The 17,398-nt window shown below is 68.4% G+C and carries 14 protein-coding genes and 1 pseudogene; 9 read left to right on the top strand and 6 right to left on the bottom strand.

Features of this window, described 5'->3' with window-relative positions; all coding sequences use genetic code 11:
• Window positions 1-23 precede the first annotated feature (23 nt).
• The 3 genes from Q7W02_22015 to Q7W02_22025 are packed head-to-tail and all read left to right on the top strand — an operon-like array spanning window position 24 to window position 5,085.
• Window positions 24-677: a TetR family transcriptional regulator gene (locus tag Q7W02_22015; GenBank protein ID MDO8478823.1), complete on the top strand. Its 654-nt coding sequence runs from the start codon at window positions 24-26 to the stop codon at window positions 675-677.
• Window positions 674-1,954, top strand: a complete 1,281-nt coding sequence (locus Q7W02_22020; GenBank protein MDO8478824.1) for an efflux RND transporter periplasmic adaptor subunit — start codon at window positions 674-676, stop codon at window positions 1,952-1,954. Before Q7W02_22015 ends, Q7W02_22020 begins: the two co-directional genes overlap by 4 nt.
• Window positions 1,951-5,085: an efflux RND transporter permease subunit gene (locus tag Q7W02_22025; GenBank protein MDO8478825.1), complete on the top strand. Its 3,135-nt coding sequence runs from the start codon at window positions 1,951-1,953 to the stop codon at window positions 5,083-5,085. The genes Q7W02_22020 and Q7W02_22025 overlap by 4 nt, the downstream gene beginning before the upstream one ends.
• Before the next feature lie 27 nt (window positions 5,086-5,112).
• Here Q7W02_22025 and Q7W02_22030 read toward each other — a convergent pair whose 3' ends face one another.
• Entirely contained in the window at window positions 5,113-5,874 is a 762-nt protein-coding gene (locus Q7W02_22030; protein ID MDO8478826.1) for a transporter substrate-binding domain-containing protein, read from the bottom strand.
• A gap of 97 nt (window positions 5,875-5,971) precedes the next feature.
• On the opposite strand from Q7W02_22030, the gene Q7W02_22035 reads away from it, so the two are divergent.
• From Q7W02_22035 to Q7W02_22055, 5 genes are all read left to right on the top strand, one after another.
• Window positions 5,972-7,162, top strand: coding sequence for an acyl-CoA dehydrogenase family protein (locus Q7W02_22035; protein MDO8478827.1), 1,191 nt, complete (start codon window positions 5,972-5,974; stop codon window positions 7,160-7,162).
• 14 nt (window positions 7,163-7,176) lie between these two features.
• On the top strand, window positions 7,177-7,617 hold the full coding sequence (locus Q7W02_22040) for a heme-binding protein (GenBank protein MDO8478828.1): 441 nt from the start codon (window positions 7,177-7,179) through the stop codon (window positions 7,615-7,617).
• A gap of 102 nt (window positions 7,618-7,719) precedes the next feature.
• Window positions 7,720-8,703: a peptidyl-alpha-hydroxyglycine alpha-amidating lyase family protein gene (locus Q7W02_22045; GenBank protein ID MDO8478829.1), complete on the top strand. Its 984-nt coding sequence runs from the start codon at window positions 7,720-7,722 to the stop codon at window positions 8,701-8,703.
• Window positions 8,704-8,849: 146 nt separating this feature from the next.
• Complete coding sequence (locus Q7W02_22050; protein MDO8478830.1) at window positions 8,850-9,497, top strand: hypothetical protein; 648 nt, start codon at window positions 8,850-8,852, stop codon at window positions 9,495-9,497.
• 384 nt (window positions 9,498-9,881) lie between these two features.
• Window positions 9,882-10,994: an FAD-dependent oxidoreductase gene (locus Q7W02_22055; GenBank protein ID MDO8478831.1), complete on the top strand. Its 1,113-nt coding sequence runs from the start codon at window positions 9,882-9,884 to the stop codon at window positions 10,992-10,994.
• Window positions 10,995-11,050: 56 nt separating this feature from the next.
• On the opposite strand, the gene Q7W02_22060 is transcribed toward Q7W02_22055, so the two are convergent.
• The 4 genes from Q7W02_22060 to Q7W02_22075 form a co-directional block, all read right to left on the bottom strand.
• On the bottom strand, window positions 11,051-11,764 hold the full coding sequence (locus tag Q7W02_22060) for an alpha/beta fold hydrolase (GenBank protein ID MDO8478832.1): 714 nt from the start codon (window positions 11,762-11,764) through the stop codon (window positions 11,051-11,053).
• A 4-nt stretch (window positions 11,765-11,768) separates the two neighbouring features.
• On the bottom strand, window positions 11,769-12,665 hold the full coding sequence (locus Q7W02_22065) for an NAD(P)-dependent oxidoreductase (protein MDO8478833.1): 897 nt from the start codon (window positions 12,663-12,665) through the stop codon (window positions 11,769-11,771).
• Between the two features lie 125 nt (window positions 12,666-12,790).
• The gene (locus tag Q7W02_22070) at window positions 12,791-13,312 is read right to left on the bottom strand and encodes a RidA family protein (GenBank protein ID MDO8478834.1); all 522 of its coding nucleotides are present in this window, start codon (window positions 13,310-13,312) and stop codon (window positions 12,791-12,793) included.
• Window positions 13,313-13,460: 148 nt separating this feature from the next.
• The gene (locus tag Q7W02_22075) at window positions 13,461-15,854 is read right to left on the bottom strand and encodes a hypothetical protein (protein ID MDO8478835.1); all 2,394 of its coding nucleotides are present in this window, start codon (window positions 15,852-15,854) and stop codon (window positions 13,461-13,463) included.
• A 370-nt stretch (window positions 15,855-16,224) separates the two neighbouring features.
• Between Q7W02_22075 and Q7W02_22080 the strand changes: the two genes are divergently transcribed.
• Complete coding sequence (locus tag Q7W02_22080; GenBank protein MDO8478836.1) at window positions 16,225-17,016, top strand: glycosyltransferase; 792 nt, start codon at window positions 16,225-16,227, stop codon at window positions 17,014-17,016.
• Window positions 17,017-17,127: 111 nt separating this feature from the next.
• Here the strand turns inward: Q7W02_22080 and Q7W02_22085 are convergent.
• Window positions 17,128-17,398 (bottom strand): annotated as a pseudogene (locus tag Q7W02_22085) (proteasome accessory factor PafA2 family protein).

Genomic DNA, 17,398 nt, shown 5'->3' on the forward strand with positions numbered 1-17,398 from the left:
TTATCTAACTGGTTACTTTAGCCATGGCCACAGTCTCTCTGCTGCGACCCCGCCAGCACCCCGTCGGGCACCACCCGGCGCGCACCCGCGAGCGCATTCTCGCCTCTGCGCTCAGGGAGTTCTCCGACAAGGGCTTTGCCGGCGCGCGCGTGGATCGCATCGCACGGCGGGCGCGTATCAACAAGCGAATGCTCTACCACTACTTCGGGAACAAGGCGCATCTCTTCCGCGAGATCCTCGCCCGCAAGGTCCGCGAGCGGTCCGCGTGGGCCGTGACGGCCCCGGACGACGCCGCCGAGAGCCTGGCGTTCTGGTTCGACGCGGCCTGCCGGGACCGCGACTGGGTGCGGCTCATGGAGTGGGAGGCGCTCGGCTCGGCCGAGGGGGCGGTGAGCGGGGATGCCGAGCGCCGCGCCGCCTTCCAGAAGGGCGTGGGCCAGGTGCGCGATCGGCAGGCGCGCGGGCTGCTCCGCGCCGACCTCGATCCCGGGCATCTCCTGCTCGCGATGGTCGCGCTGACGACATTCCCTACGGCCTTCCCGCAGTTCACCCTCCTGCTGACCGGGCTCAGGCCGACGGACCGCGCCTTCGTGACGCGCCACGCCGCCTTCCTCCGGCGGCTGGCCGACGGCCTGAGACCCGCGCGTCAGCGCCAGCCCGCGGAGGCCCGGCGATGACGCCCCGGCGCGCCGCGGCGCTCGCGCTCTCCGTCGCCGTCCTTGCCCTCGCGGCCTGCTCCAGGAGCGACGGCGACGCCAAGGCCAAGGCGGCGCCACGCGCGCCCGCCGTGCCCGTTACCGCGGCCACCGTCGAGACCCGCGACGTGCCGGTGGTGATCGAGGGCATCGGCAACGTCCAGGCGTCCTCGACCGTGTCCGTGTACTCGCTCCTCAGCGGGCAGATCTTCCAGGTCCACTTCAAGGAAGGCCAGGACGTCAAGGCGGGCGCGCTCCTCTTCTCGATAGACCCGCGGCCCTTCGAGGCGGCGCTCCAGCAGGCGCAGGCGACCATGGCCCAACACCAGGCGGCCATCGCGCAGGCCGAGGCCAACCTCGCGCGCGACCAGGCGCAGGCCGACAACGCGCGCGTTGAGGAAGAGCGCTACAAGAAGCTCGTGCAGGGCGGTCTGATCGCGCGCGAGCAGTACGACCAGATCTTCACGGCGCACAAGTCGGCGCTGGCGACCGTGGACGCCGCCCGCGCCATGGTGGCGAACCAGAAAGCGCTCGTGCAGGCGGACGCGGCGGCCGTGGAGAACGCGAAGGTCCAGCTGACCTACACCGCCATCCGCGCGCCGATCGAGGGGCGGACCGGCAACCTCCTCATCCACCAGGGCAACATCGTCAAGGCCAACGACATCGGCAACCCCCTGGTGATCATCAACCGCGTGCACCCGATCAACGTCGTCTTCTCCGTGCCCGAGCGCTTCCTCGACCAGGTCAAGACCGAGCGGGCCAAGGGGCCGCTCGCGGTCGAGGCGACGCCGCAGGGGCAGAGCGTCAGGGCGCGCGGCACGCTCAGCTTCGTCAACAACACCGTGGACACGGCGACGGGCACGATCCAGCTCAAGGCGGCGTTCGAGAACGCGGACAACGCGCTCTGGCCCGGGCAGTTCGCGACGGTCACGCTGACGGTCCGCACCGAGCCCAACGCCCTCGTGGTGCCCTCGCAGGCGATCCAGGCCGGCCAGAAGGGGCAGTACGTCTTCGTGGTCAAGCCGGACTCGACCGTCGAGTCGCGCCCGGTCGTGGTCGCCTTCGCGAGCGGGCCGTTCACGATCGTGCGTCAGGGGGTGCAGGTCGGCGAGCGCGTGGTGACGGACGGCCAGCTACGCCTGGTCACCGGCACGCGCGTGGACGTCAAGCCCGCGGGGCCGGCGAGTCCGACCAGCCCCGCGCCAGCGCAAACCAGCCCCGCGCCAGCGCCCACCAGCCCCGCGCCCGCGCCCAAATGAACACCGATCTCTTCATCCGCCGGCCAGTGATGACGACGCTCCTCATGGCGAGCCTCCTGATCTTCGGCGCCATGGCGTACCGGCAGCTGCCGGTGAGCGACCTGCCCAACGTGGACTTCCCGGTCATCCAGGTCGCCGCGAGCCTGCCCGGCGCCAGCCCGGACACCATGGCCTCCGCCGTCGCGACGCCGCTCGAGCGGCAGTTCTCGACGATCGCGGGCATCGACTCGATGACGTCCACCAGCGCCCTCGGCCTGACGCAGATCACGGTCGTGTTTACCCTCGACCGGAACATCGACGGGGCGGCCCAGGACATCCAGGCGGCGATCGCGGTCGCGGCGCCGCTCCTGCCGCCCGGCATGCCCACGCCGCCGTCGTACAAGAAGGTCAACCCGGCCGACCAGCCGGTCCTGTACCTCTCGCTCAGCTCGCTGACGCTCCCGCTGTACACCGTGGACGAGTACGCCCAGACCATGCTGGCGCAGCGGATCTCGACCATCAGCGGCGTCGCCCAGGTGCAGGTCTTCGGCTCGCAGAAGTACGCGGTGCGCGTCCAGCTCGACCCGCGCGCCATGGCGACGCTCGGCGTCGGCATCGACGAGGTGCAGCAGGCGATCGCCCAATCCAACGTCAATCTTCCCACCGGCACAATCTACGGCCAGTACCAGTCCTTCAACGTCCAGGCGACGGGCCAGCTGACGAACGCCGCCGCCTTCCGGCCGCTCATCGTCGCATACCGGAACGGCTCGCCGATCAGGCTGGAGCAGCTCGGCGCCGTGCTCGACAGCGTCCAGACCGACAAGGTCGCCTCCTGGTACAACGACGAACGCTCGGTCATCCTGGCCATCCAGCGCCAGCCCGGCACCAACACCATCGAGGTGGTGGACTCGATCAAGAAGATCCTCCCGAGCTTCCAGGCCCAGCTGCCGGCCTCCATCAACCTCAACATCCTCTACGACCGCTCGGTGTCCATCCGCGCCTCGGTCGGCGAGGTCCAGTTCACGCTCCTGCTGGCGATCGCGCTCGTGGTGTTGGTGATCTTCCTCTTCTTGAGAAATGTCTCGGCGACGATCATCCCGAGCCTGGCCCTGCCGATGTCCATCATCGGCACCTTTGCCGGCATGTACGCGCTCGGCTACACGATCGACAACCTCTCGCTCATGGCGCTGACGCTGTGCGTGGGGTTCGTCGTGGACGACGCTATCGTGGTGCTCGAGAACATCATCCGGCACATGGAGCACGGCATGGAGCGCATGCAGGCGGCGCTCCTGGGCTCGCGCGAGATCGGCTTCACCATCATCTCGATGACGCTGGCGCTGGCGGCCGTGTTCATCCCGGTGCTCTTCATGGGCGGCGTGGTGGGCCGCCTGCTCCACGAGTTCGCCTCCGTCATCGTCATCGCCGTCCTGGTCTCAGGCGTCGTGTCGCTCACGCTGACGCCGATGCTCTGCAGCCGCTTCCTCAAGCCGCCGACCGCCTCGCACGGAAGGATCTACCGCGCCTCCGAGCGCGTCTTCGCCGGCATGCTGGCCGCCTACCGGGGGACGCTCGAGGTGGTGCTCCGCCATCCGCAGGCGACGATCGGCGTCTTCGTGGCGACGATCGTGGGGACGGGGTGGCTCTTCATGGCCGTCCCGAAGGGCTTCATCCCCGACGAGGACACGGGGCAGATCTTCGCCTTCACGGAAGGCGCGCAGGATATCTCCTTCGACAGCATGATGGCGCACCAGCGGGAAGCCGCCGCCATCGTGCTGAAGCAGCCGTACGTCTCCTCCTTCATGTCGTCGATGGGGGCCAGCAACACGAGCGTCGTGCCGAACACGGGGCGGTTCTTCATCCGCCTCAAGCCGCGCGCGGAGCGGCCCGGCGTGGACGAGATCATCCAGGAGCTGCGCGCCAAGCTCACCGGCATCCCCGGTTTCACCGTGTACCCACAGAAGCTGCCGACGATACGGATCGGCGGCAACCTGACCAAGGCCGCCTACCAGTACACGCTCCAGGACGCCGACGCGGCCGACCTCTACAAGTGGGCGCCGGTGCTCCTCGACAAGGTCCGCGGGCTGCCGGGCTTCCTCGACGTCAACTCGGACCTGCAGGTGACGAGCCCGCAGGTGCTGGTCGAGATCGACCGCGACCGCGCCTCGGCGATGGGCGTCACCGCCTCGCAGATCGAGGCCGCGCTCAACAACGCCTACGGCGCGCCCCAGGTCTCCACGATCTACACGCCGACCAACCAGTACTGGGTGATGATGGAGCTCCTGCCCCGGTTCAAGGACGACCCCGACGCGCTCGGCATGCTCTACATCCGGTCGACTTCGGGCAAGCTCGTGCCGCTCAGCGCCGTCGCCAAGCTCACGCGCTCCGTGGGCCCGCTCACGGTCAACCACCTGGGTCAGCTGCCGGCCGTGACGATCTCCTTCAACCTCAAGCCCGGCGTGCCGCTGGGCGACGCCGTCGCGGAGATCCGCGGGCTCGAGCGCGAGCTGCGACTGCCGGCGACGCTGACGACGACCTTCCAGGGCACGGCGCAGGCCTTCCAGTCCTCGGTCAAGGGCCTGGGGCTCCTCCTCTTGGCAGCGGTCCTCGTGATTTATCTGATCCTGGGCATCCTCTACGAAAGCTTCATCCACCCGCTGACGATCCTTTCCGGCCTGCCGTCTGCGGCGATGGGGGCGCTTCTGACGCTCCTCATCTTCCACGAGGAGCTGAACCTCTACGGCTTCGTCGGCATCATCATGCTGGTCGGCATCGTGAAGAAAAACGCCATCATGATGATCGACTTCGCGATCGTCGCCCAGCGCGAGGGCAAATCCCCCCGTGTGGCGATCTTCCAGGGGTGCCTGCTCCGCTTCCGCCCGATCATGATGACGACGATGGCGGCGCTCATGGCGACGCTGCCGATCGCGGTCGGCGTCGGGGCGGGCAGCGACGCCCGGCGGACGCTGGGCCTCTCGGTGGTGGGCGGGCTCATCCTCTCCCAGCTCCTGACGCTCTACATCACGCCCGTGATCTACCTCCAGCTCGAGGGCCTGCGCGAGCGCGTGGGCGGCTGGCGGGATTTGTGGCGGCGGATGCGCCCGGCGCGGCCGGAGGCGCTGCAGCTGCCCTCCTCGGGCGCCGCGGGCAAGTAGCCCGCAGCCGAGAAAGGGAACGAAGAGCTACTGGACCGGGGCCTTGGGCGCGACCGACACGCCGATGGCGCCGGTCTTCTGGATCGCTTGGGCGACCAGCCCAGAGGTTTTTGCCTCCTCGACGAAGCCGCGAAGATACGTCACGCCGGCGTCGCGGCCCTTCGGGATGCCCACGGCCTGCTGCACCGCCATGAACCGGCCATCGAGGATGCGCGATCCGGGCAGCTTCGCGGCGGGCGTTATGAGCGCCTGCCTCAACCCGGCGAGCGCTTCCACCTGTCCCGAAACCAGCAGGGCGATGGCCGCGTCGGCGCCTTGCGCCCGCACCAGCTGGGCGCGCTTCAGGCTCCGGGTGAGGAACAGCTCATACGCGGCCCTGGCCGGCGCGGCGACGCGCACGCCGTCACGGTCAACGTCGGCGATGGCGTGCAGCGGCGACCCGGCCGGCACCAGGTAGGTCGCCTCGAGCTCCACGTAGGCGGCGGTGAAGCTGATCTCGGCCGCGCGGGCCGGATCGGCCCCGAGGAACGCGATATCCCACGCGCCAGCCTTGGCTCCGTCGACCATCGTGCCGACGCTGTCGTACGCGACGATCTCGACGGGCACGCCCAGACGCTTCGCCAGCTCCCGCGCCAGGTCGATCGCCACGCCGGTGGACTCGCCCGTCGCCTTATCCTTCCTCGCGACGATCACGTTCCCATAGTTGATCCCCGCGCGCAGCTTGCCCGTGGGCGCGAGCTCGGCGCGCGCCGGCGGAGGAACCTGGGGGGTCGATGCGCCGGCGGCCATGAGGAGCACAGTAGCAAATCCGAGAGCGATGCGCGCGAGGGATCAGCCGGCGCCGGCCGCCTTGAGTCGTGCGGCCGCCGGTGTTAGAAGAGAGACCATGGATTTCCAGTACACGCCGGAGCAGGAGGCCTTTCGCCGCGAGGTCCGCGGCTGGCTCGAGAAAAACTTGCCGGCGGACCTGTGCGTGGACGATGCCTTCGACGAGCGCGTCGCGCCGGACCGCGCGACCTTCGATCGCCGCGTGGCCTGGCAGAGGAGGATGTACGCCTCCCGGTGGGTCGGCATCTCCTGGCCGGCCAGCTATGGCGGCCGGGACGCGACGCTGCTGGAGCAGATCATCTTCGATGAGGAGTACTTCCGCGCTCGCGCTCCCGTCCTGCCCGGCTACTCCGGCGTGAACATGGCGGGGCCGACCATCATCGAGTGGGGCACCGAGGAGCAGAAGCGGCGCTTCCTGCCGCGCATCCTGAGCGGCGAGGACATCTGGTGCCAGGGTTACTCCGAGCCGGGCGCCGGTTCCGACCTGGCAAGCCTCGCGACCCGGGCGGAGGACAGGGGCGATCATTTCGTGGTCAACGGCCAGAAGGTGTGGACGTCGGGCGCCCAGTTCGCCGACTGGATCTACGCGCTCGTGCGCACCGACCCGGCGGCGCCCAAGCACCGCGGCATCAGCTACCTGCTCGCCGATATGAAGACGCCCGGCATCACCGTGCGGCCGCTGGTCCTCATGAACGGCCATCGCCACTTCAACGAGGTCTTCTTCGTCGACGTCCGCGTGCCGAAGGAGAATCTGATCGGGCGGCAGAACGAGGGCTGGAGGCCGGCCATGACCACGCTCATGTACGAGCGCAAGTCCGGCGGCGGGCGGGGCTATACCGAGCAGCTCGCGCGGCTCCGGGCCCTGGCCGGAGAGCTCTACGTCGCCGGCCGGCCCGCATGGGAGGACCCGCTGGTCCGTCAGGGCTTCTCCCAGCTCTGGATCGACGCCACCTGCCTTCGGTACACGCGGCTCCGCAACATCACGCGCCAGCTCCGCGGCGAGCCGCCCGGGCCCGAGGGCTCCATCCTCAAGCTGTTCGGCTCCGAGCTCGGCGTGCGCATTGCGGACTTCGCCGGCGAGCTGCTGGGCCCCCGCGTGCTGGTCAACCGGCCGAGCACGGCCGTGCCCGACGGCCCGCGCTGGTACAACCGCGTCGTCAGCGCCCGCCAGTACACTATCGCGGGAGGCACCAGCGAAATTCAGCGCAACATCATCGGCGAGCGCGTGCTGGGTCTGCCGAAGGACTAAGAGGAGGACTCACAGTGGCCGGGATCACGCTCGAGCAGGCGACGACGGTGGTGGAGGCGGCGCTCAGGAAGGGCCGGGAAACGGGCTGCGCGCCGCTGGCCGTGGCGGTGCTGGACGACGGCGGGCACCTGAAGGCCTTCTCCCGTGAGGACGGGGCCGGCATCATCCGTCCCCAGATCGCCGTGGGCAAGGCCTGGGGCGCGCTCGGGATGGGCATGGGCTCGCGCGCCCTGGCCCGCCGCGTGGCGGAGCAGCCTCAGCAGGCGCCGTTCTTCGCCGCGCTCAACGCGATGTCGGACGGGCGGGTGGTGCCCGCGCCCGGCGGCGTCCTGATCCGCGACGGCGCCGGGACGGTGATCGGCGCGGTCGGCATCTCCGGCGATACGTCGGACAAGGACGAGGCCTGCGCGCTTGCCGGCATCGAGGCCGCCAAGCTCGTCGGCGACACGGGATAGCCGTCGCTCGCTTGACAGGGTCGTGCGCTTCTCTCATAGTCTGGCCCTCTCACAGGTGGACGCAGTGAACCCCGAAGCACAGCTGAGCGGCGGAGGCGAGCCATGGTGCAGTCGAGCGCGTTGCGCTACGAGGTCCTCGAGGGCTGGGAGCAGCTTCCCGCCGGATACAAGCACCGCGATGTCGCCGGCGTGGCGGTGGACTCGGAAGACCGCGTCTACCTGATCTGCCGCGGCGATCACCCCATCATTGTCTACGATTCCGGCGGCAGGTTCCTGCGCTCCTGGGGCCAGGGCGAGTTCACGTACCGGACCCACGGCATCAGCGTCGGGCCGGACGAAATGCTCTACTGCACGGACGACGGCAATCACACGATCCGCAAGTTCACGCCGGACGGCAAGCTGCTGATGACGCTTGGAACGTTGAACACGCCGTCCGACACCGGCTACGACGGCAAGGACACCGGCACCGTCTCGCGGGCCGCCGGCCCGTTCAACCGCCCGACGAACCTCGCGGTCGGGCCCAAGGGCGACCTCTACGTGTCCGACGGCTACGGCAACTGCCGCGTGCACCAGTTCTCGCCAACCGGGGAGCTTCGGCGATCGTGGGGCACGCCGGGCGGCGGCCCCGGCGAGTTCTTCCTGCCGCACGGCATCGCCGTGGCGGCCGATGGGCGCGTCTTCGTCTGCGATCGCGAGAACGACCGCATCCAGATCTTCAGCCCGGACGGCGAGTATCTCAGCGAGTGGACCGACACCCAGCGGCCGACCCACCTCGTGTTCGACGCGCAGGGCCGGGCTCACGTGTCCGAGCTGTGGTGGCACAAGGGCCAGACCTCCCAGCGGCACGGGCCGACACTCGAGTCGAAGTACGGCCGGGTCAGCGTCTTCGACAAGGACGGCCGGGTCTTGGCCCGCTGGGGCACGCTCAATGCCGAGGAGCCCGGCAGCTTCGCGGCCCCGCACGGCTTGGCGGTTGACTCGCGCGGCGACATCTACGTGGCGGAGGTGACCTGGACCTTCGCGGTGAGTCGAGGGCATGCCCGCGAGGACTGCCACACCTTCCAGAAGTTCACGCTGAAGCCCTGACCGGAGCCGGAAAACACACGTGGCTACGGAGCGCCCTATAGCCCTGCCAGTTCAGGTCTGAGAACGGGTGGTATGTTATCTACGCTCTTCACATAACGCGTGATTTGACGCATCACGAAACCAACGATTGAGGGAAAGGAATCAGCATGATGCAGAAAGGTTTCTTCATGCTGTTGGCGATTCTTGTTGTGTCCACTGCCTTGGCGGCTCCCGACACAAAGGGAACATCGGAAAGGATGCCTGGTTCGGTCACCGTCGAAACGTTGTGCGCCAATGCACAGGCCGATGCGACGTACTTTATCCCGGAGGCCTTCACGGAACACAGCCTTCGGAGCATCTCCGGAAAGCATGGGTATCGCACGAGTCCGAATTGCCCCTTCTGGGTCGCGGACTTTTCAATGAACAGCAAGTCCAACACCTTCGTCGATCCGCGCACGAACCAGCGTATCAAACAGCGGACTCAATTTTATGGCCGTGCCCATGACTTACCCAGTTCTCCGTCGGCGGACGGCACGATGCCTGTCGTCGATGAGGATTGCAAACGATATACCGTTGAATATATCGTCTACAGAAAATTCAAGCACGAAGCAAACTTTGTCCTCCAAAAGCACGTCACTTCGCAAGGCAGTGTGCTGGGTGGCGGGTGCATTCAGCAACCCAAACCTGATCTGGCTTCCTATAAGACGGAAGCGCCCGACGCCAATGTCCTGGTAATCAGAGTGGCCACGCGAGTAAAACTGCGCACGTCCTGGCAGGAGACGGCCGCGAGGGCGGACGACGCCCCTCTCGAATAGCCTATCCTCGGGCCGCATGCTCGGCATCGTCCGCCAGGACTGCCACACCTTCCAGAAGTTCACGCTGAAGCTCTGACGGCGGTCGGAAAACAAACGGGGCTACGGAGCGCTCCGTAGCCCCGCAAGATTTTGGTGGAGCTGAGGCGTGTCGAACTTGACAAGTTGTTCGTAAATACCACAGGCGGGAGGCTGTGCCGCTACGTGCTGAGGTGCGGCTGGAGCGATGGGACGACGCATCTGCTCTTCGAGCCAGTGGAGTTTCTGGAGAAGCTGGCGGCGCTGACGCTTGCTTTCGCCCCGTCCCGTACGCCGAGAACAAGCATTGTGTTACTTACGCACTGACGACGACTAGCGTGAGGTCGAGGGAGAGAGGATCCGGCCCAAATGGCCAGTGGCGAGGTGGTGATCGTGGGAAGCGGCATCGTGGGCATGGTCACTGCCTACTACCTCGCGAAGGCGGGCGTTCCCAGCGTCGTCGTCGAGCGCGACGCCATCGGCAGCCATGCTTCGGGCTTCGCCTATGGCGGGCTGAGCCCGGTGACCGGCTTCGGGATCCCAGGGCCCCTCGCCGAGATCGCCCAGGACGGGATGCGGCTGCACCGCGAGCTGGCCGAGAGCGTGGTCGAGGAAACGGGCATCGGCATCGACTTCCGCGTGCGGCCCTCGCTCGCCCTGGCCTTCACCGAGGCCGACGCGCAGAGGCTCCAGGCCGCCCTGCCCTGGCAGCAGCGGCAACCGGGATGTTCGGCGCGCTGGCTGGACGCCTCGGAGGCCCGCCGCGTGGAGCCTCGCATCTCGGACGAGACCCTCGGGGCGGTGTCGATCGAGGGCACCGCCGACGTCGAGCCCTATCGTCTCGTGCTGGCGCTCACCCGGGCGGCCGAGCGCCTGGGCGTGACTGTCCGGCACGGGCGGGTCACCGGCCTGCGGCGCGAAGGGGGGCAGGTCACGGGCGTGATCCTCGAGCGGGACGAGGTCGCCTGCTCCAGGGTAGTGCTGGCCCTCGGCCCCTGGAGCGGGGAGACATCGGCCTGGATCGACGTGCCGATCGAGGTCCGCCCCCTCAAGGGCCAGATCCTGCGGCTCCAGGCTCCCGGGCCGCCGGTCGCGTGCTCCGTCGGCTGGGGCCACAACTATGCCACCACCAAGACCGACGGCCTGCTGTGGGCGGGCACGACCGAGGAGGAGGCGGGCTTCGACGAGGAGTCGACGACCGAGGCCCGCGACGAGATCGGCGCAGCCCTGGTGAGGATGCTGCCCGCGATGGCGGACGCCCAGGTCGTGCACCAGACCGCCTGCCTGCGTCCGGTGGCTTCGGACGGGCTGCTCCTGCTCGGCCGCGTGCCCGGGCTCGAGCATGTCTACATGGCCACGGGCGCCGGCCGCAAGGGCATCCTGTTCGGCCCGGCCATGGGGCGCGCCATCGCCGATCTCGTTCTGACCGGGGGCACGACGATCGTCCTCGAGGCCTTTGCCCCCGGGCGCTTCGCCCGGTAGCCGGCTTCGGATCGCGCGGCCCGGCTCTCGGGGGCTGAGAACGGGTGTTGTGTTATCTACGCTCTAACGCGCTCGCACGACGCTGACATGAGGAGACGCGCCAGCTCCGCGGGCTGGCTCAGCATCGGATAGTGTCCGGTGTCCATCTCCGTGTACGAGGCCTTCAGGCGCTCCGCCGTCCGGCGCTGATGCGACTCGGGAGGGTTGCGCGCCTGCCGGCAGCGGATCACCGCCGCCTTCCACGTATGCTCCCAGAAGTTCGTCGGCCCCATGGGCGCCTCGAGCGCCGCGATCGGATGGGGTGTGTAGCGGGCGAGCACCCACGCCCGCATCGCCGGCTCGAGATCGGCGAACATGCGCCCTTCAGCGTCCTGGCGCGTCGGCGCCGTGGTCATCTCGGTTACTTCATTGGCGGCGGGACGGTTCACGATATCGGCGACGCGCTCGGCAGGCAGGAGCGCCAGCGCGTCCACGAAGACGAGGCGCGAAATCCGGTCGCCGGCCAGCTCGGCCGCCTGACAGATCACCATGCCGCCCGAGCTGGTGCCCACCAGCACGACGTCTTCCAGATCTTCGTAGAAGAGGAGCCGCGCGACCTCATGGGCATGCGTGCCCACGGTGATTCCGGGGCGGACTTGATGGTGCCGCTCTCCGCAGCCTTCGAGCGTGGGCGCATAGACCTCATGCCCGGCGGCCCGCAGGCGTTGTGCCACCGGCTTCCATATCCAACCGCCCTGATACGCTCCGTGGACGAGTACGTAGGTGGCCATCGCCTCACCCGCCGCCGCCGACCCGCACGCCGGCGAGCCGTTCGAATACCTTGATGACGGCGGAGCCGTCCTCCTTGTTGAATCCCGCGGCGCGCGCCATCTGATAGACCTGCTGGCTGACGTTCGCGAGGAGCACCGGCACGCCGAGCTGCTTGGCGAAGGCCGTCTCCAGCTCCTGGTCCTTGAACGAGATGTCGACGGTGCCGCCCGGCGAGAAATCACGCTTCAGTATCTTCGGCATGCGCGTCTCGAAAGCGAAGCTCGTACCGGTACTGACACGCACCACGTCGTAGATCATCTGCGGGTCAAGGCCGGCCTTCACGCCCATGACCAGCGCTTCGGCGATGGCGACCGTGTTGACCTGGATGAGCATGTTGTTGACGAGCTTCATGGCGAGGCCCTGTCCGAGCCCGCCGACGTGAAAAACGTTGTTTCCCATGGCCTCGAAGAGATCCTTGCACGCGGCCACCGTCTCCGACGTCCCTCCCACGATGATCGACAGCTCCCCCGATGCTGCGCGCCCCGTGCCGCCGCTCACGGGCGCGTCGAGCATGGCGATGCCTCGTGGCGCGAGCTGGTCGGCGAGTCGGCGCGCCGCGAACGGGTCGATCGTGCTCATGCAGGCCACGATATGTCCAGGCCGGGCGCTCCGAACAATGCCGTGCTCGCCCGCGATGACGGCCTCGGCCTGCGCGGTCGTCTCCACCATGCAGATCGTGCGCTCGACCGAGGCGGCTACACTCTCGGCGGAATCGACGATCGTGGCGCCGCGCGTGCGCCACAGCTCGGCTTTCGCCGGATCGATGTCGTGCGCCACGAGCGAGAAGCCGTGCTTGACGAGGTTCAACGCCATGGGACCGCCCATGGCCCCGAGCCCGATGAATCCTACCGTGCCTGGCATCGCGATCACGCCTCCTTGAGGGATTTCGAATGACGCAAATCCTGCCAGATCAGAGTGGATGGGTCAAACCCGGGCTTGGGGGCCGGGCTCCGTGAAAGGAATCTCCGTTCGGCGCCTCGAGGGGTTTACTTGGCGAAGTGATCCCGCGCCAGCGGCGGGCGCACGTCAGCTCCCGAGAAGAGCAGCTGCACGATGATCTCGACCGAGGCGTCGCCGCCGAGCCCCCGGCAACCGATGGCGGCGCGGGTGGGCTTGCCGCGGTCGCCGTAGATCTCGACGAGCAGGTCGGCCGCGCCGTTGATCACCCGGGGCTGATCATTGAAGCCCGGGGCCGAGTTCACGAAGCCCGTCATGTGGACGATCTGCTGCACGCGATCCAGGTCGCCCAGCGCGTACTTCACGGCCGCCAGCGTCGTGAGCGCGGCATAGCGGGCCGCCTCGTAACCCTGCTCGATGGTCAGGTTCTCGCCCAACACGCCGGGGAGATAGAGCGTGCCGTCTTTGATCGGCACGGTGCCGGAGAGATGGAGCATGCTCTGCACGGGGAAGTGCGAGATGTAATGGGCGCCCGAGGCATTGGTGCGGTACAGATCCTCGAGGTTCGGCACCATCAATCCCAGCCCCTTCAGCTTGTCCTCGACGATCATACCGGCCGATGGTGCCAGATGGCCGGGGACAGGTCAAACCCGATGTCGGAGGGGGTCATTGGCGCCCACCCGGCCCATTGGAGAGAGATCAACTCCCACCAAGACGACCTCGACCGGGAGCAGGTCCTGTCTCTCAGTGATCGCCTTGTCAGAGACCTCGCCGCACTGGCGGCACGACAGCCCGGCGGGCCTCGGCGTACCGCTTGATCGCGCGATACTGGCTCTCGCCGTCCAGGCCGGCCTCGGCGAGCACGACCTCGCCCTGGCCGCTTCCGAGGAAGTGCCCGTGCTGGAACGGGTGGAGCGTCATCCCGCGGCCGAGGTCGGATCGCACCCAGCGGAACATCGTCGGCAAGGTGAAGCCCGTGATCCCCATCGCCTCCTGCGCGCGCTCCTCGGGGAAGATCGCGCGCTGCCGCTCCGGCGGGAGCAGGTCGAACAGTTCGGCGCTCGCGACGTAGTAGACCCAGGGATCGAGCCCGTCCCGATCGAGCCGCGCCAGCGCCTCCTGGACGAATGCGTAGGTGACGCCGCTCTCCTGGAGGATCACCGTCCCGTCGCCCTCTCCCCGCGGCCGCCGCAGGAGGTAGACACCGCTCACGGCATCCTGGGCGGGCGCCAGGTGGAGGCGCGCGCGGTCGAGGACGACCTCGTTCGGACGCGTCACGAACGGGGCGATGATCGCCGGCCGCTTGGCGAGCGCGGCGGTCAGGAGCGGCCAGATCTCCTGAGGGTCCCACGGTGTCAGCGTGATGGCCGTTCCCCGCGGGAAATTCTCCTGGAGGAGCTGGAGGGGCTGGGGGTCGGCGTGGGTCGGCCCGTCCTCGCCGGTCGTCAGGCCGGCATGAGCGCACACGACGATCATTGGCCGGTACGGATCCCCGGCCCGCGCGTGGCGCGCCTGGGCGCCGATGGCGTGCAGGCGCGCGGCGATGTGGCTCAGCGGCGCGATGAACGCGCCGTACGACGAGCCGACGCCGATGTGATGTCCGAACGTGGAGAGGCCGGACAGGATCCCGGCCATCCCGTCCTCGCAGATGCCGCCGATCGAGAGGATCCGCGATCCCGGGTTCGCGCTGGCGTTCCAGTACCCGTCGGCGAACCCGACGCCCGCGGCACCGACGCTCGTCGAGGCGAGGAGGTCGGCGGAGGCGGTGAAGAGCGCGCCGCCCGACGCGCGGTTCAGGTGGCCGAGCGCACGTCCAAGCTCGCCCCGGAGCGTCGTCACCGTTCCAGGCTCGAGGAGAAGCTCGACGGGCGTCCGAGCGCCCTCGGCCGCCAGCTCGTACACCGCGTCCACCCGGGGCGCGGCGGATCGGGGACGACGGCCCCGCCGGTCGAGCCGATCGCGAGCGGCGACGAGCCGGGCGGAGAGCGCTTCCACGAGGGGCCGGCTCTCCTCCAGCACCTTGCGCACGATCCCCAGCGACTCCCAGAAGCACGCCTCGATGACGGCGCTGCTGTCCGGGCTCGCCATGCAACGCTGCTGGCCCGCCTCGCACGTCGGCACCATCGCGTCCGCCACGCCCGTCAACCCGGCGATGGCCTGGCAGAAGCCGTCGGAGCACATCTTGTGGCCGGCCCCGTGCGCCGCCTTGCCCTCGATCCCGTACTGCCAGCCCTTCACCGTGCGGTAGACGATCGCCGTCGGCTGGCCGTTGGCGATGGCGGCGCTCGCGCGCTGGGCGGCGGAGACCTGGCGGAGGTCCTTGCCGTCGGGCACGAAGACGACGTTCCAGTCGTGGAGATAGAAGAGCTCCATCGGCGTCCACTGCACGTAGTCGCCCGGCTGACCGTCTTCACGACACACCCGGTTCGAGTCGATCGAGGCCTGGTTCCAGTCGAGGTGGACGACGGCATTCCCCAGCGAGGCGGTGCCCGCCGCCGCCAGCGCTTCCACCACGCGTCCGGGGGTCAAGCCGCCCTCGCCCTCGATGACGTGAACCCTTGGCGCATCGTCGCCGAAGTAGTCCCTGGCGCCGAACGCCAGCCCGAGGGAGCTGGCGAGTCCCACGCCGGATGCCCCCGTGGAGAGCCGGACGAAGGGCGTGGCCGGTGTCGGATGGCCGTCGAGGGCCTTGGCGCCGAACTTCGTGACGAGCGGCGTCTTCGTGACGGGATTGCGCCGGAACCCGAGCAGGTCCTCCAGCCGCAGGCGCGACTTCGCCTCCGGCGGGAGGAGGTCAGGCGCGCCGATCCGGGCGATCTCGTCGCGGAGCGCCCACATCGCATAGAGCCCCATGGCCTTGTGCCCGGCGGCATAGGAGATGATGTCCGCGTCCTCGCGATCGGGGCGCGCGAGGTCGTAGTCCAGCGCGTCGAAGAGCGCGGCGGCCACGATGCGTCCCGAGGAGATCGAGCCCCCCGGATGTCCCGAGGTGGGCACGTAGTTGTAGAGGAGGGCGCAGAGGGAGCGATACACGAGATCCAGGGTCTCGAAGTGGCTGATCTCCGCAGGGGACAGCGGGCGGCCCTGCCCCCCGTCGAGGATCTCGCCGACATCCGTGTAGACGGCACGCCGCGGTCCCATCTGGAATGCCATGGATCCCTCCTTGCGAGCCTCTTTCGCCCGACAACCGGCCAAGTATCCCACTCTCGTTCATACCTGCCGGGGTTGGCGCCGTCAATCAGCCATCTGGGGGGTCAGGTCTTGCAATCCAACATCCGGCCTCGGCCGATGATCCCTCGCCGCAGCGGAGTCCGGCGGACAATGTAGGAATGCAAGACCTGACCCCGATCCCCTCGGCGAGAACACGCTCGGCCTGCGCAAGTGGCACATCGATCCGATCGTAGACGCGATCAACCGGTCACCCTCGCGCTACGTTGGCGACATCTTCTTCTCCGGCGAGGACCTCTCGCGGTTCGACATCGTCGTCATCGTCAAGCACTTCGAGTCCTTCACCCCGGACGTCGTGCGTCGGCTGCACGAGCGGCCCACGCGGCTTGTCTACGACACGGCCGACATCCGGTTCGTCCAGACCACGAGCGGGCGGCGCGACATCTACGAGGACCCCGACGCGCTCGAGCGGCACTATAAGCCATTCCTCCGGTCGATGGACGCCCTGATCCTGGCGAGCCCGCTCCAGCGACGAGACTTCGAGGACCTCGGGATCCCACAGGTGGAGATCGCCCGCCCGCTACTCAACCGCCGGCACCGGACCACCTACGCGCACGGCGGTCCGATCCGGGTGGTATGGCAAGGCTATCGGGAGAACCTCGCGCCGATGCTGCAGCTCCACCCCATCATCGAGCAGCTCCGGGAGGAAACCGGCCTCGACATCCGGCTCGTGTACGACACGAGCGGGCCGGCCCGCGACGAGGGCCCGATCCAGTACACCGAATGGAAGATCCACCGCTGGGAGCGTGTGCTCGCCGCGTCCGATGTAGCCGTGGTGATCAAGCCGCTCGACGACCCGTTCCAGCAACGCAAGGCGCAGACGAAGGTGGTCAGCTACATGGCCGCCGGCCTCCCCGTCGTGTGTACGCCGTCGGAGGCGGACCGGCGCGTCATCGCCCACGGGGAGACCGGATTCTTCGCGTTCGAGGATCGCGAGTGGCACGCGTGCCTCGGCGCACTGGTGACGGACCCGTCACTTCGGGAGCGGGTTGGCACGGCCGCGCGGCAGCACGTCCTGGAAGGGTATGACGTGGAGCGGATCGTCGCCGACTACTTGCGGCTATTCGACCGGCTCCTTGGGCCCTGACCCCTGCGCAGCGCGTGACCCAGACGCGCCCGTGACCCACAGCCGATCTCTGAAACCCTTGGCATCTGTGCCAGTACAGTTCAGGTCTGAGAACGGGTGTTATGTTACCTACGCTCTGCCCTTCGAGTCGGTGTTGTTCTTGTAGATCAGGATCCGCTGCTCGGGTGGCGAGACGGCCTCCGCCCGCACGCGGGCGAGGTCCAGGATGCGCTCGCCGGCCCTGTCCCAGATGACGCAGTCACGCGGGTTGGTCGTCTCCGGCGAGGAGTACTCGGGGTGCGCGTGGTCGACGTAGAAGCGCGCGCCGTTCGAGAGGATGAGGTTGATGAGGCGCGACTCCTCCTTCGACGGCGTCTCCTTCTCCTCCATGTACTCGAAGCCG

The sequence above is a fragment of the Candidatus Rokuibacteriota bacterium genome (assembly GCA_030647435.1).
Classification (GTDB): Bacteria; Methylomirabilota; Methylomirabilia; order Rokubacteriales; family CSP1-6; genus AR37.